This window comes from Streptococcus mitis (assembly GCF_009496155.1).
Lineage (GTDB): Bacteria > Bacillota > Bacilli > Lactobacillales > Streptococcaceae > Streptococcus > Streptococcus mitis_BQ.
The window spans coordinates 91,919-113,719 of record NZ_WIJP01000008.1; the positions used below are offsets into that span (position 1 = coordinate 91,919).

Here is a 21,801-nt window from a genome sequence, read left to right on the forward strand (position 1 = left end):
CCAGTCCAAATAAAGGCTATTAGAAGCCCTACTACTGGAGCTTGAACAAAAGATACCGCCCCATAACCAACATGTGTGACCCTCTATCATACACGCTACCACACCACATGCTAGTCAATCTCTGTGAATTGCCATTTGGCATAAATTCACAACAAGTCGTGACAAAAGGCTACCCTAATTGAATGATTTACTGTTAGTAGAGGACACTAATGTCAATAAACGGATAGAGAGCCAATTCATCTCCACCCAACTAGTGACAAGTTAAAAGAGGGAGATGCCCTCCATCTAGTTCTTTATACTACTGACTTTGAAATCATCATACGTGACAATACCGCTTACCACCCGACTGACGATATCGATCAGTCCACGCTTTCTGTACTTTGTACAAGGAGTAAATTTTATGAATAAATCTGAACACCGCCACCAACTCATACGAGCACTTGTAACCAAAAACAAGATTCATACTCAAGCTGAGTTACAAGCTCTTCTTGCTGATAATGATATTCAAGTTACACAAGCTACACTTTCGAGAGATATTAAAAGTATGAACCTCTCAAAAGTACGTGAAGAAGATAATTCTTACTACGTGCTAAATACTGGTTCAATTTCAAAATGGGAAAAACGCTTGGAGACTTATATGGAGGATGCTCTTGTACTGATGCATCCTGTTCAACATCAAGTACTTTTGAAAACTCTTCCTGGTTTGGCTCAATCCTTTGGTTCTATCATTGATGCTTTGAGTTTTCCTGACGCTATCGCTACGCTCTGTGGGGACGATGTCTGTCTGGTCATCTGTGAAGATGCAGAGGCTGCACAAAGTTGTTTTGAAGAATTGAAAAAATTCACACCACCATTCTTTTTTGGTGAATAAAAAAAAACTCCGTGTCTGATGTTAAGGCACGGAGTTTTTTATCTTCTTTACTGAGATGGATTTTCTTTTTTGGTTCGTGCCAATCTCAGGGCACGATTTGGATTGAGACGATTAAATAGTTCTTCCAATTTCTTTTCATTCCAAACATCTGCGGCGGAAACGAAATTGCCATCCGCATCTCGGAAAGATATCGGTTTATCTCCCATGCTAGTCTCCTAGTCTACAAATTCAAATTCAAATTTACCAATGCGGACCAAATCCCCATCCTTAGCACCACGCGCACGAAGGGCTTCATCAACCCCCATACCACGTAATTGACGAGCAAATTTCATGACTGATTCGTCACGATCAAAGTTGGTCATATTGAAGAGTTTCATGAGTTTTTCACCAGAAAGTACCCATGTTGCATCATCGTCACGACTAATTTCAAAGGCTTTTTCTTCCTCGTCAAAGCCGTAGTAGGCTTCTTCTTCCATATCGGAATCATCATAAAGCAAGAATTCTGGTGTCTTGTCTAACAATTCAGCTGTAGCATCCAAGAGCGTTGCCAGACCTTGCTTAGTCAAACCAGATATTGGGAAAATAGCTGGTAACTCTTCAAATTCATCGTAGTTTTCAGCCAATTTTTTCTTGAATTCTTCAAGATTTTCCTGACTCTCAGGCATATCCATTTTGTTAGCTACAATAATCTGTGGACGCTCCATGAGGCGAAGATTGTATGACTCCAACTCTTTATTGATGGCAAGATAATCCTCATAAGGGTCACGGCCTTCGCTAGCTGACATATCAATGATATGGAGGATGACACGTGTACGCTCAATGTGACGGAGGAACTGGGTTCCCAAGCCAACACCTTGACTAGCACCTTCGATCAAACCTGGTAAATCGGCTACTGCAAAGGAGTCACCCGATTGGGTACGAACCATACCTAGGTTTGGCACAATGGTCGTAAAGTGGTAGGCACCGATTTTAGGTTTAGCTGAAGTGATAACACTTAAAAGGGTTGATTTTCCTACAGATGGGAAACCTACTAAACCAACATCTGCCAAGATTTTTAGTTCCAATTGTAACTCACGTTCCTGACCTGGCTCTCCATTTTCAGAGATTTCAGGTGCAGGATTTTTTGGTGTCGCAAAACGGATATTTCCACGACCACCACGACCACCGTGGGCAACGATAAATTCTTGACCGTGTTCAATCAGATCTGTTAAGACCTTGCCAGTCTCTGCATCACGCACAGTCGTACCTTGTGGTACTCGAACTCTAAGATCCTCAGCACCACGTCCATGCATTCCTTTGGTCATTCCTTTCTCACCAGAATCAGCCTTGAAATGGCGATTGTAGCGGAAATCCATCAAGGTACGTAAACCTTCGTCTACAACGAAGACCACATTGCCTCCACGACCACCGTCACCACCCCAAGGACCGCCATTAGGGACATATTTTTCACGGCGAAAGGCAACCATGCCATCGCCACCATTACCAGCCTTGACCTTAATCTTGGCTGTATCTAAAAACATACTCATTATTTCTTCTCACTTTAAAAAAGGGCTGGGAAATCCCAGTCACAAAATTTTCTTAAATCTATTTTATAGATTACTGAGGGCACCAATTGCAGTTGCAAAAATACCCAAAATACTTACTACTAACATGATAATTACAATAAACAAGGTTAATTTCTCAAACATAGTTTTTTTACGTTTTCCATTATCTCCAAATGCCATTTTTCTCTCCTTCGTTACATTCTATTTTCTATTATCTTAGCATGAATTGAGCTAGTTTTCAATAGTCACTTGCTACTGGTGCAATAATCCATAAAATGATATAGGCTACAATTCCAGCTCCATAACCAAAAGCAAGAACACCCCATATTACACGAACAATAGTTGGATCCATATCAAAATAATTAGCCACTCCAGCACAAACACCTGCAATCTTTTTATCATGACCACTTCTCATTAATTGTTTTTTCATAGCTGTTCCTCTTTCTATTCTTCACTGTCTTTCCAATAATCTCTGATGCTGATTAACTGTGTTTTTGAAGCTTTCAGCATGCGTCTAGAGCCTTTTACGGGTACAGCAACCACCTGTTGTGGTAAATACAAAACTGTCTTAAAGATACGCTGACTGACCGTATCATCTTTGGCTAAATCTTTCTCGAAATTATTTGAAATAATGGCATCCAGATAAAATTCATGAACCCGTTTTCCAAAATTCTCAGCTGAAATCTCATACAATTTTTCTGATAAGGTATGCTCATCCATATCTGGCGTTGCAATAAGGGCTTCTAAAATAGCTCCAGCTAGATCATGTTCACCGTAATACAAGGTTCCAAACATTTTATCACTGATAAGATTGTCCAGATAAGGATTTCCGTGAGCAATGACAGGCGTCCCACTAGCTAAGCTTTCCAAGTAGGTCAAACCTTGGGTTTCACTTGTCGATGCCGAAATGAAGAAATCTGCCGCCTTATAGTAAAGAGCCGTCTCACTAGGAGCAATCATCCCTGTAAAGACAACAGAGTCTTGAATCTCTAGTCTCTGGGCTTGCTCTTTGAGATCATCCAGATAAGGCCCGTCCCCAGCAACTACCAGTTTAACCTTGTCTTCCTCTTTCAGAACTTCAGCAAAGGCTACTAAAACTGCTTGAATATTTTTTTCATAGGAAATTCTGGAAAGACTCAGCAAGATCTTTTCATCGTCTTGAATCCCTAATTTACTACGCAGTTCTTTTAAATTTTCTTGCTTGATTTCTGGACGCTCAAACTTGGCTAATTCAATCCCAGTTGGAATGACCCGTTTTTCAACCTTAACCTTATAGTCAGATAGCAAGTTACGGACAATCTCACTCGGACAAATAACCCCATCCACATCATGCAAGAAACCTCTAACCAGATACTTGACCATACTAGGACGAATCAACATCCCCTTGGCAATATAGTGTACATAATCTTCGTACTGGGTGTGATAGGTATGGATAACGGGAATTTTCAGTTCATGCGCAATCCAAATCCCCAACAAGCCTAGAGAAAATTCTGTCTGAGTATGGATAATATCTAGCTGATACTGCTTGGCAATTTCAAGCGCCTTGCTAAAACCTCGATAGGCAAAGCGGCGATCCTTAAAAGCAAAGAAGGGAACACTTGGAATGCGGATGATTTGCCAATCTTCATAGCGATTGACATCCTTATCTGTCGTTGTAAAGATAAAAACAGCATGTCCCTGCTTTTCAAGTTCTGTTTTCAAGGTTCGAATACTGGTCGCAACACCAGAAACCTGAGGAAAATAGGTATCTGTAAATAAACCAATTCGCATAGATTACCTCACTTTTTATTTTCTCCCTAAAGCAGCCTGTTTCTCATAAAAGTCCAACCAAATTTGTAACAGATGCTCTTCTGAATACTCTCTGGAAATATTCTTAGCTTTTTCTTTGAGGTCTTTTAAGGCAGCAGGATTTGCTTGATATTCTAAAATAGCCTCTTTCATCTCTTCTCTATCTGCTGTCGCCCGATAATTTCCCTCTAAAATCACCTTATAGAGATCCAAATCACGTAGCATAATAGGAGCTTCACAACTAGCAGCCTCTAAAATGGTCATAGGAAAGAGCTCATTATAACTAGGCAGCAAGAAAAGATCCGCTAGGGCATACAATTCGCGCATCCGCTCTGGCGACACAATGCCTGGAAACATCAAATTTTTGGGAGGATTGTCCATAATTTTCTTGTAGCGTTCATAACCATCTGTCATGCCACCAAAAGAGAAACCACCCGCCCAGATAAAGGTAATCTGAGGCAATTCCTCAGCCAGACGGATAAAATCATCAATCCCTTTGCGTTTCTGGACTTGACCAGCACCTACTACGATAAACTGATTGTCACTAACACCAAGTTCTGCTCTCAGTCTCGCTACCTCTTCTTGTGGAAGGGGATGCCATTTTTCCTTATTGACAAAATTAGGAATATAGGTCACTTTTTCACGTGGAATACCAGCTGCCACCAAATCCTCAATAAACATAGGATTAACCACAACCAAATGCTCCATCCGGTTGTAAAAAGAAAATACATAGCGTTTAACAATTCCCTTTAAGAAAAATGGAATTTTCAAACTCCCCTCAAGTGTATCTGGCAAGAAATGCACATAGCCAATTTTCCTCCCTGAGCGTTTCTTTTGGAATGTAGATAAATAATAGGGGAAATCAATCGTATGAAAGTGAGTCACATCTGCCTCTATTGGAAGATTTTCTGTAACAATCAATTGATCCTTGGCATCACGGTGAAGAAGACGAACTAATTCACGATAGGCACCTGAGACTCCCTGCCCTGCTACTTTCTCACTTGAACTCAACATATTGATGCGTAATTTCTTTTTTTCCATAACTACTATTATATCATTTTCTTTGAATAAAATCAGCAAAAGAAAGGAGAGACTAGAGGAAAAGAAAGGGAAATTTCCTCGCTTTTCCAATGGTCTCTCACATCCTTTTATTTGTTTACTTAATGCCTAGGGCAATGCGGGCATAGCGACTCATTTTTTCAACGGTCCAGGCTGGATACCAGACTAATTTGACCTCAGTATCCGTTACTTCTGGTACCTCTGTCATAGCATCATAAATCTGGTCCGTCAAAAGGTCTGCTAGGGGACACCCCATGGTTGTTAAAGTCATATCAATCTCTGTTTGACCTGTGTCGCCGTCAAAACGAATCTCATAAATCAAACCAAGATTGACAATATCGATTCCCAACTCAGGGTCGATGACTTCTTCCAAGGCTGTTAAAATTCGTGTTTTGATGTTTTCAATTTGCTCTTCTGTATAAGCCATATTCATCCTCACTCTTAGTCTTCAATAAAATCACGAAGCGGTTTGCTGCGACTTGGTTGGCGTAGTTTTCTCAAAGCCTTGGCTTCAATCTGACGGATACGCTCGCGAGTCACGTTAAAGACTTTCCCCACATCTTCAAGGGTGCGCATTTTTCCATCATCTAGTCCAAAACGTAGACGCAGAACATTTTCTTCACGGTCTGTAAGAGTATCCAAGACCTCATCCAACTGCTCACGCAAAACGATACGAGTTGTATAGTCCACTGGATTTTCAATCACTTCATCTTCGATAAAGTCTCCAAGGTGGCTATCATCCTCTTCACCGATTGGAGTTTCAAGGGATACCGGTTCTTGAGCAATCTTCAAGATTTCACGAACCTTGTCAGGTGTCATATCCATACGTTCAGCGATTTGTTCTGGCGTTGGATCTTGTTCTAATTCTTGAAGGAGATTACGCTGTTCGCGAACCAATTTATTGATGGTTTCAACCATATGAACTGGGATACGAATGGTACGAGCTTGATCCGCAATAGCACGAGTGATGGCTTGACGAATCCACCAAGTTGCGTAAGTTGAGAACTTGAATCCTTTAGAATAGTCAAACTTGTCAACCGCCTTCATCAAGCCCATATTTCCTTCTTGAATCAAATCAAGGAACTGCATACCACGACCAACATAGCGTTTGGCTATAGAAACAACCAAACGAAGGTTGGCTTCCGCAAGACGTTGTTTAGCTTCGATATCGCCAGCTTCAACTGCTAGTGCTAAGTCTTTTTCCTCTTCATTGGTCAAAAGAGGAACGACCCCAATTTCTTTCAAGTACATACGGACAGGGTCATTGACCTTAGCCGAAGTTGAACCAATCAAGTCCTCATCGCTGAGTTCTGGTTCTTCTTCAGCACTAAGAACACGTGCACTTGGATTTCCTTCGTTATCTGTGATCGAAATCCCTGCATCTTGAATCCGTTGCAAGAGATCTTCAATCCCATCAGCGTCCAAGGTAAAAGGAAGGACAAGACTAGCATTGATTTCATCGTCTGTTGCTGTCCCTTTTTGCTTATGATTACGGATAAATTCTGCTACTTGTACGTCAAATGTTGTTACTTCTTTTTGTTTTGTTGCCATTATTACTCCATTCTTCTCTTTTGGGAAATTAAACGTTCTAATTCTTCTAAGGCTGTGTCTGTATCTCCTACATGGCTAGCTTCCTGCACCTTCTTTTTGATTCTCATATTGTCCTGATTCAAGAGAGCCCTGTTTCGAGTCATTTCTACTTCACTAAGTTCCTGCGGCGACATCTCAGCAGGCAAATCCTGAGCTAAGACTTGATACCAGGCTCTTTCAACTTCCTCTGCCTGTTCTGCTAAAACTTCTGGAGGAAGATTTCCATACTGGCCAAGCAAGTCATATAAGACCTGAAATTCAGGTGTAGCAAATGCAAAGTCTTCCCGCAAACGGTAATCGTTCAAAACAAGAGGAGATTCCATCATCCGATAGAGTAGATGGGCTTCTGCTCTCATAATAGCTGATAACTGCTTGGTGACAGGCATAGTGATTTGCGTCGGTCTGGAAATTCCTTCCATGCGATTCTGCCTTTGAGCCTGACGACTCTCATTAACAATCTGCTCAATCTGGGCATAATCAAAGGATGCCAGACTGTCAGCTAAAATATGAATATAGCTGTTTTGAGCAGTGATAGACTTTTCTTGAACAATCAAAGGAGCTATTTTTTCAATAAACTCAATCTGGGCCTGCAGATTTTCACTGTTTTCAGGCTTGTACTGGTGAATGTAAAACTCAATCGGACTAATACGAGTTTTCGTTAATAGATAGGCCAAGTCTTCTGGACCATTTTTTTGTAAATACTCATCTGGATCCAAGTTATCAGGCATGCTGACGATTTGCACAGGTATATCACAAATTTCATCCAGCGCTTTCAATGTAGCGGCTTTCCCAGCCTTATCGCCATCGTAAACAAGCACCAACTTCTTGGTTAACCTTTTCAGATGCTCAACATGCTCTCGACTTAAGGCTGTTCCCATAGATGCGACAGCATTTTCGATTCCAGCCCGATAGGCTGCAATGACATCCATGAACCCTTCCATCAGGTAAATCTCACTGGCTTTTCCAGAAGATTTTTTTGCCCTATCCATATGATATAATTCGTAACTTTTGTTAAAAATTGCAGTTGATCGGCTATTTTTATACTTAGAAGTTTGTGAATCCGTTTTCTGCCAGATACGACCTGAGAAGGCAAGCACCTTTCCCTGATCATTTGTTAGGGGAAACATGATGCGATTGTGAAAGGTGTCTACAAATTGATTAGCATCTGAGAGATAAAACAGTCCTGAATCCAGTAAATCCTCTTCACGATACTGATCAGACAAACGTTGATAGAGATAGTTTCGTTCTGGAGGTGCTAAACCAATCCGAAAATGTTTGAGCACTTCATCTGTCAAACCACGCTGATAAAGGTAATTTCTCGCCTCTTCACCCATGGTTGTTGTCATGAGAATAGCATGATAAAATTTGGCTGCATCTTCGTGCATGTCATAAAGAGCTTGGTGAGGCGAAATTGGCTTCTGTTCACTATAAAGCGTTTTTTCAATCTCAATCCCAACACGCTGACCTAAGATTTGAACAGCCTCCATAAAGGGAACCCCTTGGTACTCCTCTATGAACTTAAAGACATCACCTGAGCGACCACAACCGAAACAGTGGTAAAACTGCTTGTCCTCTACAACGTTGAAAGAAGGTGTTTTTTCACCATGAAAAGGACAGAGCCCTAGATAGTTCCGTCCTGCCTTTTGTAAAGAAATCACATCTCCTATGACTTCCACAATGTTGGCATTGTTTTTGATTTCTTCAATGACTTGTTTGTCAACCATACACAATACCTCCATGTTATCATAGTTTACTTTATATAGTATAGCTTATTTCTGAAAAAAAGTAAACCATTTCATACACTTTCCGTGATTCTCTTTGCTTCATTTTTTAAAATTTCAAGAGAAGATAAAAAAAACTCAGAAACACTTCCATGCTTCTAAGTTTTTCTTCTCTATTTTTTAATGAAAATAAAGTTCATCTATTCAAATAATTGATAGTAGTCTGAGATTTTCATTTTTGCCTTTTCTTCTTGGTTCAAATCTTGGATAATCCGTCCTTCTTTCATGACAATTAAGCGATTGCCATATTTGAGAGCATCTTCCATATGATGAGTAATCATAAGGGCTGTCAGCTGATCTTTCTTGACAAATTCATCTGTCAATTCCATCAAGGCCACACTGGTCTTTGGATCAAGGGCAGCAGTATGCTCATCTAACAAGAGTAATTCAGGTCGCTTCAAGGTTGCCATTAAGAGACTCAAAGCCTGTCTTTGCCCACCTGATAAGAACTCAATCGGTGTATTCAAGTGTTTCTCAAGACCATTTCCTACTTTTTCAATGGTTGCCTGAAATTCATCCTTATAATTAGTCAAGCGTCGTGGAAAGAGACCACGCTTTTCACCACGAAACTTGGCAATCAAGAGATTCTCTGCCACTGTCATACGAGGAGCAGTCCCCATCTTTGGATCTTGGAAAACACGAGACAGATACTTAGCGCGCTTCTCTGGTGAAAACTTGGTAACATCTTCACCTAAAATACGGATGGTTCCACTGGTTAATGACAAGCTTCCTGCAATAGTGTTAAAGAGGGTTGATTTGCCAGCACCATTTCCACCTAAAATCGTGATAAAGTCCTGTTCAAAAATTTCTAAGGAAACATCATTTAAAATAATCTTTTCTTCATCAAAGCCATTTTTAACAACTTTGGTTGCATTTTTTAATTCTACAATTGCTGTCATTTGCTTAACTTGGCTCCTTTCAAGATTGTTTGCTTAAATGTTGGAATCATAAGGCAAACTGCTAAGATCAAGGCACTGTACAAACGAAGGTAACTTGTATTAAAACCAAGCGCGATGACAGCCCACACTAAGAATTGATAGGCGATAGAACCCACAACGATGGCAACCAGACGCTCTGCCAGGCTCAAACTCTTGAAAATAACTTCCCCAATAATCAAACTTGCAAGCCCCACAACGATAACCCCGATTCCTCGAGATACATCAGCATAACCTTCTTGCTGGGCAATGAGAGCACCTGCAAGGGCAATCACACCATTTGATAAGACCAAGCCCATGAGCTCCATGCGTCCAGTATGAATCCCGAAACTTCTAGCCATATCAGGATTGTCACCTGTAGCAATATAGGCCTGTCCGAGTTTAGTGTCCAAGAAAAAGAGCATGAGAGCAATGACAAGACTGACAAAGATAAGACCTGTCAAGAGTTGATTCAAATCCGAATCAAAAGGCAAAACATCCTGAATTTGCTTGGTTCCAAGCAATCCTAAATTTGCACGTCCCATAATCAAGAGCATGATAGAGTGACAAGAAGTCATCACCAAAATCCCTGAGAGCAAGGTTGGAATCTTCCCTTTTGTATAAAGAAGTCCTGCTGCCATTCCAGCCAAACAACCTGCTCCAACAGCAATAAGTGTCGCTAAAAAGGGATTTACACCTTTGGTTATCAGAGTGACAGCAACAGCTCCCCCAAGAGGGAAGGAACCTTCTGTCGTCATATCTGGAAAGTTTAAAATCCTAAATGTCATAAAGATTCCCAGACCAAGAATAGCCCAAACAAATCCTTGAGAAATAATAGATAATATCATCTGTTTCTTAACCTTTTTCTATACGATTTCTTTTGTAAAAAATTGGAGGAGATGTCCCCAACTCCTCCATTGTAGATTATTCAATCACTTGTCCTGCTTCTTTTAGAACAGACTCAGGAATAGTAATACCTAACTCTTGTGCCAATTTTTTGTTGATCACTGACTTACCTGTTGAAAAGACATTGACTGGAGTATCAGCTGGTTTTGCACCTTTCAAAACTTGTGCAATCATTTTACCAGTTGCCACACCAAGGTCATGTTGGTCAACTACAACTGATGCCAAACCGCCCGCTTCTACCATGGCAGTTGCACTTGGGTAAATTGGTTTTTTAGCTGATTGGTTGCTTGATACAACAGTTGAGAAGGCTGAAGCAATAGTGTTATCAATTGGAACCCAGATGGCATCGACCTTGCTAGTCATAACATTAACCGTTGAAGCAATTTCATTTGTTGAAGGAACCGCAAATGTTTCCACTGTCAAACCTGCTTTTTCAGCATAAGCCTTAAATTCTTCGACCTGTGTTTTTGAATTGTCTTCGCTGCTTGAGTAAAGAGCTCCGATTGTTTTCACATTTGGTGTAAGAGCCTTAATGAGTTCAACTTGTTGTTGAGCTGGATTGTGGTCAGACACCCCTGTAATGTTGCCGCCTGGTTTTTTCAAATCTTTGACCAAGTTAGCTCCGATTGGGTCTGTAATAGCGGCCATGATAACAGGTAGGTCTTTTGTGGCGCTTGCCAAACCTTGAGCAGCTGGTGTTGCAATACCAACCACAAGGTCATTGCCATTTGCAACCAATTGTTTACTCATTGTCGCAACCTTACTTTGGTCACCTTCTGAGTTCATAAAGTCGATTTTAACTTGATCATCTTTATAGCCTTCTTCTGCAAGTCCATCTTGAATCCCTTTATAAATCAAGTCAAGAGATGGATGGCTTACAAACTGAAGAACACCAACTTTAGCTACTTTCTTTTCATTCTTAGCTTCTGGTTTATTCATTGAAGAGTAAATCAAGCTTCCTGCGACTAAGACTGCTAATGCAGCGATAATTCCAATTAAACGTTTATTTTTCATTCTATTTCTCCTTTTTTATTCCTTTAAAATACTTCACTTATCTAATACTCTTCGAAAATCTCTTCAAACCACGTCAGCTTCACCTTGCCGTAGCTATGGTTACTGACTTCGTCAGTTCTATCCACAACCTCAAAGCAGTGCTTTGAGCAACCTGCTGCTAGCTTCCTAGTTTGTACTTTGATTTTCATTGAGTATAAACAAGCGACGCCATCGTTTTCTTTCCATACTAACCTCCATCAAAAACGTCCTCACACAAAAAACTTGTGTGAGGACGTCGATGCGCGGTACCACCTCAATTATAGGGAATTTCCCTATCGCTCTGTCTCGCAATAACGAGATGCACTGTAAGGTGTGCTCACCGAATTTTTATGATTTCAAATTCTAAATAACATTCAGCCCAATTTTCATCATCACCACTTATCTGTTTTCAGCTACCACAGACTCTCTAAAAAGTTTGAATGATTACTTTTCTGAATGTTTAAATTATATCATTTTTCAATTACTTGTCAAGACTCTTTTGGTATTTTTTTGAAATATTCAAAAACTTCCCCTATAGAAAAGAGGAAGTTTGAAAGGTATCAACCCGAATTACGCAATCCTGTCGCAATTCCGTTGATGGTTGTATGAATTAATTTTTCTTGATCGCTTGATAATTCTCCTCGGCGTTGACGTTTAATCAACTCCAACTGGATATAGTTGAGGATATTAAAGTAAGGCATACGATAATCCAAACTTGCTTTTAGATATGGATTTTCAGCTAATAATTCGTCATACCCTTCAATCTCTAGGATAACATTTTTAGTTAATTGCCATTCGTCTAAAATAGTATCATAAATAGCCTTCACTTGATCATCTTCACATAACTTAGCATATTCAAAAGCAATATTCATGTTCGATTTTGACAAGACCATATCTACATTTGAAAGGAGAGACTGGAAGAAAGGCCAATTTTGGTACATATCTCGTAAGATAGCGATATTCTCTGGATTTTTATCGATGAATTCTTTGAAACTGGAACCGACCCCATACCAGCCAGGGAACATGACACGGCTTTGTGACCATGAGAAGACCCAAGGAATGGCACGCAAACCACCGATTTCTGTAATGGTCTTACGGGCAGCTGGACGCGAACCGATATTAAAGCTGGAAATAGCCTTGATTGGACTTGACTCAAAGAAATAATCATAAAAATGGTCATTTCCAAAGACTAAATCTCGATAAATATCATAACTACGGTCCACTACTTGGTCCATAATGGCTTCATAGCGATTTGAGGTATTAGTATCACTCTTCCACTGAGTAATCATGCGGTTAATAGCTGCTGAAACTAACATTTCAAGGTTATAATAGGCAGCATCTTTATTACCGTATTTATTCCCAATCACTTCACCCTGCTCCGTCAAGCGGATACGATCCTTGATAGACTTGAGCGGTTGAGATGTGATAGCTTCATAAGTTGGTCCACCACCACGACCGACAGTACCACCACGGCCATGGAAGAAGGTAACCTTAACACCAAATTCATCTCCAATAGCAGTCAATTGTTGTTGAGCCTTGTAGAGAGTCCAACATGATGATAAGTAACCACCATCTTTATTACTATCAGAATAGCCAAGCATGATTTCTTGGTAGTTATTACGTGAAGCAATCCATTTCTTAGCGAGAGGAAGAGAAAGGTATTCTCTCATAGTTTCTTCTGAGTGGTCCAAGTCCTCAATTGTTTCAAAGAGAGGAACGATTTGGACACGGGCTCTTTCTTTATCAACTAACCCTACTTCTTTTAGCAAGATAGCCAATTCCAACATGTCTGATACGCTGGTTGCATGTGAAATGATAGTCTGACGAATAACATCATCTCCCAACTTATCTTTCAACTTACGAGCAGCCTTAAAGATGGCCAATTCTTTTTCAAGTAACTCTGATTTTTCAACATGAGTAGCAGAAAGAATACGTGGATCTTCCTCCAATTCTTTCAAAAGAAGCTGGCATTTTTCTTCTTCACTTAGTTCACTATAATGCGAATGAATTCCTGCTGATTTCAAGAGTTCAGCTACACAGGCTTCATGAACACTAGAATCTTGACGCATGTCAATAGATGCCAAATAGAAACCAAAAATTTCAACTGCCTGAATCAGCTCAACAAAATCACCAGAAATCAGTGCTTCACCCTTATTTTCCAAGAGGGAATCACGAATGGTAATTAAGTCCTTATAAAAATCATTAGCTGTCTCATAGCGAGCTCCAACTTCCTTATCCTCAATCAAATAAGCTTTTGTCGCTTGGATTTTTGATTGAATATCAAACAAGGCGCGGCGGTAAAGCTCTTTTTCACGGTAAATCGAGTTATCCTTGGATTGACGAGCCATTTCTCTGACTTGCTTGCTGACATTGACGATACTGGTTGAGAGGGAGAATTCACGATAAAGTTGGTAAATCTTTTCATCATAGTAGTTCATGATGACTTCACACTGGGTCATGGCAGATTGTTTCAAGGTATCTGCGGTCACAAATGGATTCCCATCACGGTCTCCACCAATCCACATTCCCATGGTAATCGGTTTAGGATGTTTCAACTCCAAGCCATGTTTTTTAGCCAGGCGCTTGTACTCAGCAGTCAAATGAGGAACTGCCTTCAGGAATGAACTATTGTAGTATTCCATAACATTCGTGATTTCATTGGTTACTTTCAATTTCTTTTCACGAATCATATCTGTCTGCATGATAATCTCAATGTAACGACGGAGATCATTATGCCATTTTTCCTTATTAATCAAGCCTAATTTCACATCACGGTACTTACGCAAGAGGGTGTGGATATGGTTAGTCAAATCCAGCATACTCTTACGTTGCACTTGTGTTGGATGGGCTGTCAAAACAGGGACAACATTCAAGTGTTCTAAAATTTCAACCGCATTTTCTTTTTCTGCAACCATTTTAATCGTTGCTGATAATTTCCCAAGATAATCTTGATCGATATTATTTTGGTGGTTGATTTCATAAGCCAAATCCACGTCTTCTGAAATATTAATCAAAAGAGGCAAGATAGAGAAGTAGCGTGAAATATAAGCCATTTCATCATTTGTCAGACTAGTAACTAATTGGTTCAAACCTTGATAATCTTCTTGAGTTGACAATTTCTTCAACTGCATGATTTTTTCAAAAGTCTCTGGAGCAAGCATATTTTTAGTGATATCTTCTAACAATTCTGTTAAAATCAATACTTCTTCTTGCACGACAGCTTTATTACTATAGTTTTCTAATTTTTGAAGAGACATAGGTAATCCTTTCCACTATCAGCTCTACATATAGTGTGATGAGTGAGCTTCTAACTCCTCATATAATTGGGCACGTTTTTCACTTGCATCAATATTTAAGACAAAGGCGATGGCTACAGATAAGACCAAGAGACTGTTCCCTCCTTGCGATAGGAAAGGGAAGGTTACTCCTGTCGAGGGAATAATACCAGAAATTCCACCGATATTGACAAAGACCTGTACCAACATCATCCCCCCAACCCCAATCGCCATCATGGAATTAAAGGGATTCTTAGCACGAATTCCTACTAGGATAATTCGCAAAATAAGGAAAAAGACAAGTGCCAAAATCAAGCTGGCTCCCACAAAGCCAAATTCTTCAATGACAATTGAAAATACAAAGTCTGTATGGGCTTCTGGTAGATAGCCACGTTTTTCGATTGAATTTCCTAAGCCTAGACCAAACCACCCACCATTGACCATGGCAAAGTAGGAATTTGCAAGTTGGTGGCCTGCTCCTGCCAAATCAGCAAAGGGATTAAAGTAGGCGCTAAAACGCTTGGCCACATATCCAAATACTGGAACTTTTGAAAACTTATCAACCCCTATCATATCAATAGCTGTTAAGGAAAGGGCTGAAACTCCAAACAATACACCGATAAAGGCTATGAACCAACGATGAGCAATCCCACTAACTGTGTACATAATCAAGGCAACCAAAGCTAGGATAGTAGCATTCCCCAAATCTGGGAAAATAGCCAAACTTCCTATCATGACTAGTAGGACAAAGCGCCAATCATTAAAAGCACGAGGAATCCATTGATTTTGAGTTAAAACTTGGAAATCGTAAATACCAATTTCATCCTGTTGTTTTGAAAAACGTTGAGCCAAGTACCAGACGATGATGATCTTCAAATACTCCGCTGGCTGAATGGTCAAAGGTCCTACTGAAATCCAACCATAGGCTCCATTGACCGGCGTACCAATTAAGCGAGCCAGAGCCAAAAGAATCAGCTCAACAAACATAACAATAAATAAAAGTCGTTCTTTTCTTAAAAAATTCAGTTTCAGCTTATATATCAAGGCAATCAATATTAAACTAAATACCCAAAACATTCCCTGACTTCGAACCAATTGGAGGGCACTTTTACCTTCTTCGATAAGAATGGCACTGGTTGTAGAATAAACTACAATCAAGCCCAAAATAGATAAAAGTAAGTAAGGAACTAGAATAGAATAGTTTAATAGGTGCCTCTTACTAATCTTCATAGTATCACCAATCTAATGAGAATAAAAGAAATTATTCCCAAATTCCGTTTATTTTCTAGTTTTGATTGCTATTATACCATTTTTTCCGAAAGAAAAAAACTCTTATCCTTAAGATAGAAGATTTTCTCGTAAGAAAAAGAGCACTTGGCTCTTTTCTGTTTTATTCTTTTGATGAACTACTTGAGCTTGAATCTCCACCACCGATATATTGAGTGAAAATATTTTGGAAGGCTTGGTCTTTAACCTTGATATTAGCTGCTTGCAATTCTTTTCCGATAATGCTTTGAACAAATGTTGCGTCGTTTTGTTTTTGAGTTAAGATAACAGTTTTTAATTTTTCTTTATAATCATCGATATTAGATGATTTTTCTGTTTTCTTAGTAAGTTTTACAATGTAATATTGGCTACTATAGGCTTGTGTGCCAGTGGCTTTAATCACATCAGAAACACCATTTACATCTAGAGCAAAAGCAGCTTTTTTAACTTGTTCTGGTACTTCTGTTGAAGCAGAATCAAAGGTGATTTCTCCACCATTCGCTTTGGTTTTCTCATCAGTTGAGTTATCTTTTGCTAATTGAGCGAAGTCTGCTCCACTTGCCTTAGCTTTTTCAAGGACTTCTTTCGCTTTGTCCTCATTATCAAGACGGATGATTTGAGCCGTTACATCTGGAGTGTACTCATCAAAGGCTTTCTTATAAGCATCATCTGTCAATTCAGCTTCTGCTGCCTTCTTAACTGCCAACTCAACCAATTTACTTGTACGAATTTGAGCTTTACGTGTTTCAAGGGTCATGCCTGCTTGTGACAAGACACGTTGGTAGTTCTCACCATATTGTTTTTCTTCTTCGGCAATAGTGTCATTGACTTCTTTGTCATCTACCTCTGAACCGTATTGTTTCTCAAATACTTTTTGAATGGTCAAGTTTAACAAGACTTGTTGAGCTGAAGGATTGCTTTTCACTTGCTCATAAAACTGATGTTCAGTGATAACATCTCCTTTCATGCTAATAAGGTCTGCTCCTTCTGAACCTTTGGAACAAGCTGCTAAAGTTGCTACTGATAATAGTGTAATGGCACCTGCCAATAGTTTTTTCTTCATGTCTACTCCTTTGAGATAAGTGTTACCCTATCTATTTTACTATATTTTCTTAAATTTTTCTGAAAATTATTCGCTGTCAGGCAATTGAACATCTGCTAGATTTTTACGAAGCATGAGAATACCGTCTCCCAGAGGGACTAATGTTGCGGTGAGTCCTGGATTATCTAAAGTTGCATCAAATAGTCTTTGAAGGCCTCTGTATATAGTTCGCTGACCACGACGAACTTCCATAATGTCCTTGGCAACATCACCACCTTGGAAAATATCATCCAAGACAACCACACCTCCAACGTCCAAGTGTTTGAGGATTTCTGGCAGAAAGACGATATATTTAGACTTGGCAGAATCCATAAAGACAAAATCATAGGACTCTGTCAGTGTAGATAAGATATCTACCGCATCTCCTTCTAGGAGCGTAATTTGCTTGCGACTGTCAAACTGGGCAAAATTTTCCTTGGCAAAACCAATCATTTCTGGATTGCGGTCAATGGTTGTAATCTTGGCATTTGGTGCATGTTCTGCCATCAAGAGGGCTGAAAAACCGATAGCCGTCCCAATTTCCAAAATGTTTTTAGGTTGTATGGTTTCCATGAGAAAACGGAAGTAAGCAACCGTTTCATGGGGAATGATAGGAATGTTTTCCTTGCGAGCAAAATCTTCCAATTCTTTCAAAGAGCCTATGACTTGCTTTTGACGCTGGCGCATCAAGTCTACAATTTCTTCCTTGACAACAGGACGACGCATGTTATGGTTAGCATTTTTACTATACGAATCAACCATCTTATGCCAATCCCAATTTTTCAACAAGGGCTTCAAACTCATTTAAACGGCGTTCAAAGACTGCAAAGGCATCGTTGAGATAGTCTTCCTTCTCCATATCAACGCCAGCTTTTCTCATGACATTAAGTGGATAGTCAGACTTACCTGCCTTGAGGTAGTCGATATAGCGGTCACGGTCTTCTTGACTACCATGGACAATCTTTTCAGCCAGAGCTGAAGCTGCTGCAAAGCCTGTTGAATATTGATATACATAGTAGTTATAGTAGAAGTGTGGAATGCGAGCCCACTCGTATTGGATTTCAGGATTGTCTTCCTTACTCAAACCATAATACTCTTGGTTCAAGTCTGCGTAGAGTTTATTTAGGAAATCGCTTGTCAAGACTTCCCCGTTTTGGTCTGCTTGATGAATCGCGTGTTCAAACTCAGCAAATTGAGTTTGGCGGAAAACTGTTCCACGGAAACCATCTAGGAAGTTATTGAGAATCGCAAAGCGCGTTGCGTCGTCTTCCACTTCTTCCAATAATTTCTCCGTCAAGATATTTTCATTGGTCGTTGAGGCAATCTCAGCCAAGAAGATAGAATAATCTCCGTAAACATAAGGCTGCGTTTCACGAGTATAGCTTGAATGCATACTATGACCTGTTTCATGAACAAGGGTAAAGAGATTGTCTAGATTGTCCTGCCAGTTCAGGAGCATGAAGGCATTGGTATCATAAGAACCACCAGAATAGGCCCCCGAACGCTTGCCTTGATTTTCGTAAACATCAATCCAACGCTCGCTGAAGGCACGTTTAACACGGCTCAAGTAATCCTCACCCAAAACTGCCAAGGCATCTTCTGCTTTTTTCAAGGCTTCTTCATAAGTAAAACTGTATTCAACAGATGAAAGCGGTGTGTAGACATCGTACATCTTGAGGTCTGAAATCCCCAAAATCTTTGAACGAAGCTCAAGGTAACGATGCAAGAGTGGCAAATGCTTGCGAACTGCTGCTACCAAATTATCATAAACACTTTCTGGAACAAAATTTGCTGCGAGAGCTGCATGACGAGCACTCTTGTAGTTGCGAACTTTTGCACGATAGTTTTGAACTTTAACATTTGTTTGCAAGGTTTTAGCATAAGTATGTTGGAATTGCTCATAAGTTGCATAAAGGGCTTGATAGGCACCACGACGCACCTCACGGTTTTTAGACTCCATCAAGCGCATATAAACGCCATGTGATAATTGTACTTCGTTACCATCTTCATCTTTAACAAATGGAAAGACAATATCTGCATTATCTAAAATAGCGAAGGTTTCACTTGCCGAACCAAAGATTTCCCCAGCTCCAGCCAATAATTCTTCTTCACGTTGTGAAAGAACGTGATCCTTGCCTTGCAAAAGCTTGTCAAAATAGTGTTGATAAAGCTGCAATTTTGGTTGAGCTCCTAAAAAGTCAGCATACTGCTTTTCACTGATTTCCATAAATTCAGGTTCATAGAACGAAAAGGCTTGGTCTAGCTGGCTGTAGAGTGTCATGGCCTTGGCATAATACTCTTGGTACTTGGCTTCACGTGTATCCTGGTCATTTTTCATATGAGCATAAACGTAAAGCTTCTCCATCTGGCGTTCCATTTCAAGAGAAAATTCAGTGATTTCTAGAAGGCTATCCGCACTATCTAGGAGATGGCCTTCATATTGGGCTACTGTCTCCAATTGTTCTGTTAAATCTTTTAAGGCTTCTTCCCAAGCCTGGTCAGTGGGGTAGATCGTTGATAGATCCCATGTATCTTTTTCATTTATTTCATTTCTTTGTAATACCATTAGATTCCTCCATCCTTTCTATTCTACCATATTTTTCAAGAAATATTGCTGATAAAAGGCTGGTGGATAGAGCTTTTGCCAATCATTTTGAGAATTTTCTTGGTAATAGGTGTAAAAGTGCTGATAATAGCTATTCAAGTCTTGTTCAATCTGGGAAAATTTGCCCACTATTGGTCGAATTTGTGGATACCATTCTTTGAGCCCATAAGTCAGAAGATTTTCTCCCTTTTGATAGGCTTCTGCTTGTTCTTTCATCCAAAAGGGATTTTGATAATAAAGCTGTTGTCGGATATAGCGACAGATGTCCTTGTCCTCAGAAACTGTAAAATGAGATATTTTTTGTTTCTTATAGGGAAGACGTAATATATCCAGTAGACTATCTTGACCATAGGGAAATTCTTTAATCTGATAATGGAGTTTGCCTCGAAGATCCTGGTGTATGAGATATTTAAGCCTTAAAAGCTGTTTTTCCTTGTCTACTTCCCAAACATAAAAGCCCATATTTTGACTGAAATAAAGAAAACCTTGTTGCAGACGGGTCAAACGCTCCTTGAGCCACAGTTTTTCTCCCAGCAACCACAGTACTTGGTATCCCTGACTACGATAGCCCTCACTACGTTCTTTAAGAATTTTTTGTGGAAAGGTACTACACTGAACCTCTAAAGCTAGATTGCCATTTACAAATACATCTGCAATCTGTTTAAGCTCTGGAAGCGGGTATTCTAATTGCACCTCTGCCTCTGTTTTCAACCAGTTATAGAGGACTTCCTTATTTGTCAAGTGTTCTGGACTTTCATTTTCAAAGGAATAATCACAGTCTTTTAAGGATTTATGAGCAAAATGGGTCCGTACACTTGGTCCTTGACGCAAACGGAGCTGACCTCCACAAGCTGGGCAGGTATATTCTTCCTTCTCAAGCTTATCCTCTAACACATTTACCAACTGTCCCCTAGCATCTCTCGCAACAAACATGATTTCCCTCCTTTTCTATATTATTCGTAAAAATTAATAATCGTATTTTTAATTATAGAAGAAAAGTATAGTAAATTGAAATAAAATATAAACAAATTGATTGGGGAATTATAGTATATTGAAATAAGATGTGAACAAAGAGATTAGGAAAGTCAAATTATAATCAATGAAAATCAAAGAGCAAACTAGGAAGCTAGCCGTAGGCTTTACTTGAGTACGGTAAGGCGACGCTGACGTGGTTTGAAGAGATTTTCGAAGAGTATTAATTTCTAACAATGCTTCAGAAGTCATGTCCTACTATTCCAGTTTCAATACCCTATATAATTGACAAATAACCAAAATCTCCTAGCAATCAATGGACTACTAGGAGAGTTTTTTTAAGGAATTCTATATAAGCTATAAAATCAAATACAAATTTTACTAAAAGATTAGATTAACTCATATATAAATTATGCTTCTTCGTCTTCTTTACGACGACGGCCTGCAAGAGCAAGTCCAAGTACTGCACTTGCTGCAGCTGCTACCATAGCTACTGTAGAGTCTGCTGTACCAGTATTTGGAAGTTGTCGATCTTTATTTATTGTAGTTTCAGATACTGGAGTTCCATCTGACATTTCATTAGCACTGCCGTCCTTATGTGGCTGAGCTGGCATTTCTTCTGAAATACCATTCACACTACCGGCTGGGACTTCTGCTGTTGGTGGCGTAACTACCTTGCCGTCACCAGCTGTACTGCTTGTGCCTACTGGTTCTGTATAAGCTGGGACTTCTGCTGTTGGTGGAACAATAACATGGCCTTCACCATCTGTACTACTTGTGCCTACTGGTTCTGTATAAGCTGGAACTTCTACAGTTGGTGGAATAATAACATTTCCTTCACCATCTGCACTACTTGTGCCTACTGGTTCTGTATAAGCTGGGACTTCTACAGTTGGTGGTGTAATACCGTTTCCTGCGCTATTCGTACTGCTTGTACCTACTGGATTTACTGCTTCAATTGCTTTAACTCCTGTAGTTTGAGCGCCGTCCACTCCTGCTTGATCCTTCGCTTCATTGATAGCATTTACGGCTGCGATGGCGGCTTGCGCTACTTCAGCTTTCGCTGCTGCTTTTTCATCGTCTGACAATTTAGCGTTCTTATCAATTGAGGCAATCT

Annotated in this window: 20 protein-coding genes and 1 other annotated feature; of the genes, 1 reads left to right on the forward strand and 19 read right to left on the reverse strand. The window is 39.8% G+C overall.

What is annotated here, in order from left to right:
- Positions 1–400 precede the first annotated feature (400 nt).
- Positions 401–871, forward strand: a complete 471-nt coding sequence (locus GEZ84_RS06370; protein WP_153223916.1) for an arginine repressor — start codon at positions 401–403, stop codon at positions 869–871.
- 47 nt (positions 872–918) lie between these two features.
- On the opposite strand, the gene GEZ84_RS06375 is transcribed toward GEZ84_RS06370, so the two are convergent.
- The 19 genes from GEZ84_RS06375 to GEZ84_RS06470 form a co-directional block, all read right to left on the reverse strand.
- Positions 919–1,077: a hypothetical protein gene (locus GEZ84_RS06375; RefSeq protein WP_001808548.1), complete on the reverse strand. Its 159-nt coding sequence runs from the start codon at positions 1,075–1,077 to the stop codon at positions 919–921.
- Positions 1,078–1,086: 9 nt separating this feature from the next.
- Complete coding sequence (obgE, locus tag GEZ84_RS06380) at positions 1,087–2,397, reverse strand: GTPase ObgE (protein ID WP_153223917.1); 1,311 nt, start codon at positions 2,395–2,397, stop codon at positions 1,087–1,089.
- Between the two features lie 63 nt (positions 2,398–2,460).
- Positions 2,461–2,595, reverse strand: a complete 135-nt coding sequence (locus tag GEZ84_RS06385) for a DUF4044 domain-containing protein (RefSeq protein ID WP_153223918.1) — start codon at positions 2,593–2,595, stop codon at positions 2,461–2,463.
- A gap of 58 nt (positions 2,596–2,653) precedes the next feature.
- A complete protein-coding gene (locus GEZ84_RS06390) occupies positions 2,654–2,830 on the reverse strand; it encodes a PspC domain-containing protein (protein WP_153223929.1) in 177 nt (58 codons plus the stop codon).
- Between the two features lie 29 nt (positions 2,831–2,859).
- Positions 2,860–4,185: a glycosyltransferase family 4 protein gene (locus GEZ84_RS06395; RefSeq protein WP_153223919.1), complete on the reverse strand. Its 1,326-nt coding sequence runs from the start codon at positions 4,183–4,185 to the stop codon at positions 2,860–2,862.
- A 15-nt stretch (positions 4,186–4,200) separates the two neighbouring features.
- The gene (gene cpoA, locus GEZ84_RS06400) at positions 4,201–5,244 is read right to left on the reverse strand and encodes an alpha-galactosylglucosyldiacylglycerol synthase (RefSeq protein ID WP_228113023.1); all 1,044 of its coding nucleotides are present in this window, start codon (positions 5,242–5,244) and stop codon (positions 4,201–4,203) included.
- A 115-nt stretch (positions 5,245–5,359) separates the two neighbouring features.
- Positions 5,360–5,689 (reverse strand): metal-sulfur cluster assembly factor, encoded by a 330-nt coding sequence (locus GEZ84_RS06405; protein WP_000331929.1) that lies wholly within the window; start codon positions 5,687–5,689, stop codon positions 5,360–5,362.
- A gap of 14 nt (positions 5,690–5,703) precedes the next feature.
- Complete coding sequence (gene rpoD / locus GEZ84_RS06410) at positions 5,704–6,813, reverse strand: RNA polymerase sigma factor RpoD (protein WP_153223920.1); 1,110 nt, start codon at positions 6,811–6,813, stop codon at positions 5,704–5,706.
- 2 nt (positions 6,814–6,815) lie between these two features.
- Complete coding sequence (gene dnaG / locus GEZ84_RS06415) at positions 6,816–8,576, reverse strand: DNA primase (RefSeq protein WP_228113024.1); 1,761 nt, start codon at positions 8,574–8,576, stop codon at positions 6,816–6,818.
- 197 nt (positions 8,577–8,773) lie between these two features.
- Positions 8,774–9,532 carry an ABC transporter ATP-binding protein gene (locus GEZ84_RS06420; RefSeq protein ID WP_153223921.1) on the reverse strand — a complete coding sequence of 253 codons (759 nt, stop codon included), beginning with the start codon at positions 9,530–9,532 and terminating at the stop codon, positions 8,774–8,776.
- Complete coding sequence (locus GEZ84_RS06425) at positions 9,529–10,395, reverse strand: ABC transporter permease (RefSeq protein WP_153223922.1); 867 nt, start codon at positions 10,393–10,395, stop codon at positions 9,529–9,531. Before GEZ84_RS06425 ends, GEZ84_RS06420 begins: the two co-directional genes overlap by 4 nt.
- A 76-nt stretch (positions 10,396–10,471) precedes the next feature.
- Entirely contained in the window at positions 10,472–11,467 is a 996-nt protein-coding gene (gene trpX / locus GEZ84_RS06430; protein ID WP_000792150.1) for a tryptophan ABC transporter substrate-binding protein, read from the reverse strand.
- Between the two features lie 264 nt (positions 11,468–11,731).
- Positions 11,732–11,949, reverse strand: a binding site (T-box leader).
- 96 nt (positions 11,950–12,045) lie between these two features.
- On the reverse strand, positions 12,046–14,742 hold the full coding sequence (ppc, locus tag GEZ84_RS06440) for a phosphoenolpyruvate carboxylase (protein ID WP_153223923.1): 2,697 nt from the start codon (positions 14,740–14,742) through the stop codon (positions 12,046–12,048).
- A 24-nt stretch (positions 14,743–14,766) separates the two neighbouring features.
- A complete protein-coding gene (gene ftsW / locus GEZ84_RS06445; RefSeq protein ID WP_153223924.1) occupies positions 14,767–15,990 on the reverse strand; it encodes a cell division peptidoglycan polymerase FtsW in 1,224 nt (407 codons plus the stop codon).
- A 160-nt stretch (positions 15,991–16,150) separates the two neighbouring features.
- A complete protein-coding gene (gene prsA, locus GEZ84_RS06450) occupies positions 16,151–17,089 on the reverse strand; it encodes a peptidylprolyl isomerase PrsA (RefSeq protein WP_042901074.1) in 939 nt (312 codons plus the stop codon).
- Between the two features lie 66 nt (positions 17,090–17,155).
- The gene (locus GEZ84_RS06455) at positions 17,156–17,869 is read right to left on the reverse strand and encodes an O-methyltransferase (RefSeq protein WP_153223925.1); all 714 of its coding nucleotides are present in this window, start codon (positions 17,867–17,869) and stop codon (positions 17,156–17,158) included.
- A 1-nt stretch (position 17,870) separates the two neighbouring features.
- Positions 17,871–19,673 (reverse strand): oligoendopeptidase F, encoded by a 1,803-nt coding sequence (gene pepF, locus GEZ84_RS06460; RefSeq protein WP_153223926.1) that lies wholly within the window; start codon positions 19,671–19,673, stop codon positions 17,871–17,873.
- Between the two features lie 18 nt (positions 19,674–19,691).
- Positions 19,692–20,645 carry a competence protein CoiA gene (locus GEZ84_RS06465; RefSeq protein ID WP_153223927.1) on the reverse strand — a complete coding sequence of 318 codons (954 nt, stop codon included), beginning with the start codon at positions 20,643–20,645 and terminating at the stop codon, positions 19,692–19,694.
- Between the two features lie 449 nt (positions 20,646–21,094).
- Positions 21,095–21,801: DUF1542 domain-containing protein (locus tag GEZ84_RS06470; protein WP_153223928.1), on the reverse strand; the 707-nt coding region annotated here is incomplete at its 5' end.

Coding starts and splice junctions, on each gene's coding strand:
- trpX (WP_000792150.1), bottom strand. CDS start 11,467: ATGAAAAATAAACGTTTAATTGGAATTATCGCTGCATTAGCAGTCTTA.
- cpoA (WP_228113023.1), bottom strand. CDS start 5,244: ATGGAAAAAAAGAAATTACGCATCAATATGTTGAGTTCAAGTGAGAAA.
- GEZ84_RS06370 (WP_153223916.1), top strand. CDS start 401: ATGAATAAATCTGAACACCGCCACCAACTCATACGAGCACTTGTAACC.
- ppc (WP_153223923.1), bottom strand. CDS start 14,742: ATGTCTCTTCAAAAATTAGAAAACTATAGTAATAAAGCTGTCGTGCAA.
- rpoD (WP_153223920.1), bottom strand. CDS start 6,813: ATGGCAACAAAACAAAAAGAAGTAACAACATTTGACGTACAAGTAGCA.
- GEZ84_RS06385 (WP_153223918.1), bottom strand. CDS start 2,595: ATGGCATTTGGAGATAATGGAAAACGTAAAAAAACTATGTTTGAGAAA.
- GEZ84_RS06405 (WP_000331929.1), bottom strand. CDS start 5,689: ATGGCTTATACAGAAGAGCAAATTGAAAACATCAAAACACGAATTTTA.
- GEZ84_RS06425 (WP_153223922.1), bottom strand. CDS start 10,395: ATGATATTATCTATTATTTCTCAAGGATTTGTTTGGGCTATTCTTGGT.
- ftsW (WP_153223924.1), bottom strand. CDS start 15,990: ATGAAGATTAGTAAGAGGCACCTATTAAACTATTCTATTCTAGTTCCT.
- dnaG (WP_228113024.1), bottom strand. CDS start 8,576: ATGGTTGACAAACAAGTCATTGAAGAAATCAAAAACAATGCCAACATT.
- GEZ84_RS06395 (WP_153223919.1), bottom strand. CDS start 4,185: ATGCGAATTGGTTTATTTACAGATACCTATTTTCCTCAGGTTTCTGGT.
- prsA (WP_042901074.1), bottom strand. CDS start 17,089: ATGAAGAAAAAACTATTGGCAGGTGCCATTACACTATTATCAGTAGCA.
- GEZ84_RS06455 (WP_153223925.1), bottom strand. CDS start 17,869: ATGGTTGATTCGTATAGTAAAAATGCTAACCATAACATGCGTCGTCCT.
- GEZ84_RS06420 (WP_153223921.1), bottom strand. CDS start 9,532: ATGACAGCAATTGTAGAATTAAAAAATGCAACCAAAGTTGTTAAAAAT.
- obgE (WP_153223917.1), bottom strand. CDS start 2,397: ATGAGTATGTTTTTAGATACAGCCAAGATTAAGGTCAAGGCTGGTAAT.
- GEZ84_RS06375 (WP_001808548.1), bottom strand. CDS start 1,077: ATGGGAGATAAACCGATATCTTTCCGAGATGCGGATGGCAATTTCGTT.
- GEZ84_RS06390 (WP_153223929.1), bottom strand. CDS start 2,830: ATGAGAAGTGGTCATGATAAAAAGATTGCAGGTGTTTGTGCTGGAGTG.
- GEZ84_RS06465 (WP_153223927.1), bottom strand. CDS start 20,645: ATGTTTGTTGCGAGAGATGCTAGGGGACAGTTGGTAAATGTGTTAGAG.
- pepF (WP_153223926.1), bottom strand. CDS start 19,673: ATGGTATTACAAAGAAATGAAATAAATGAAAAAGATACATGGGATCTA.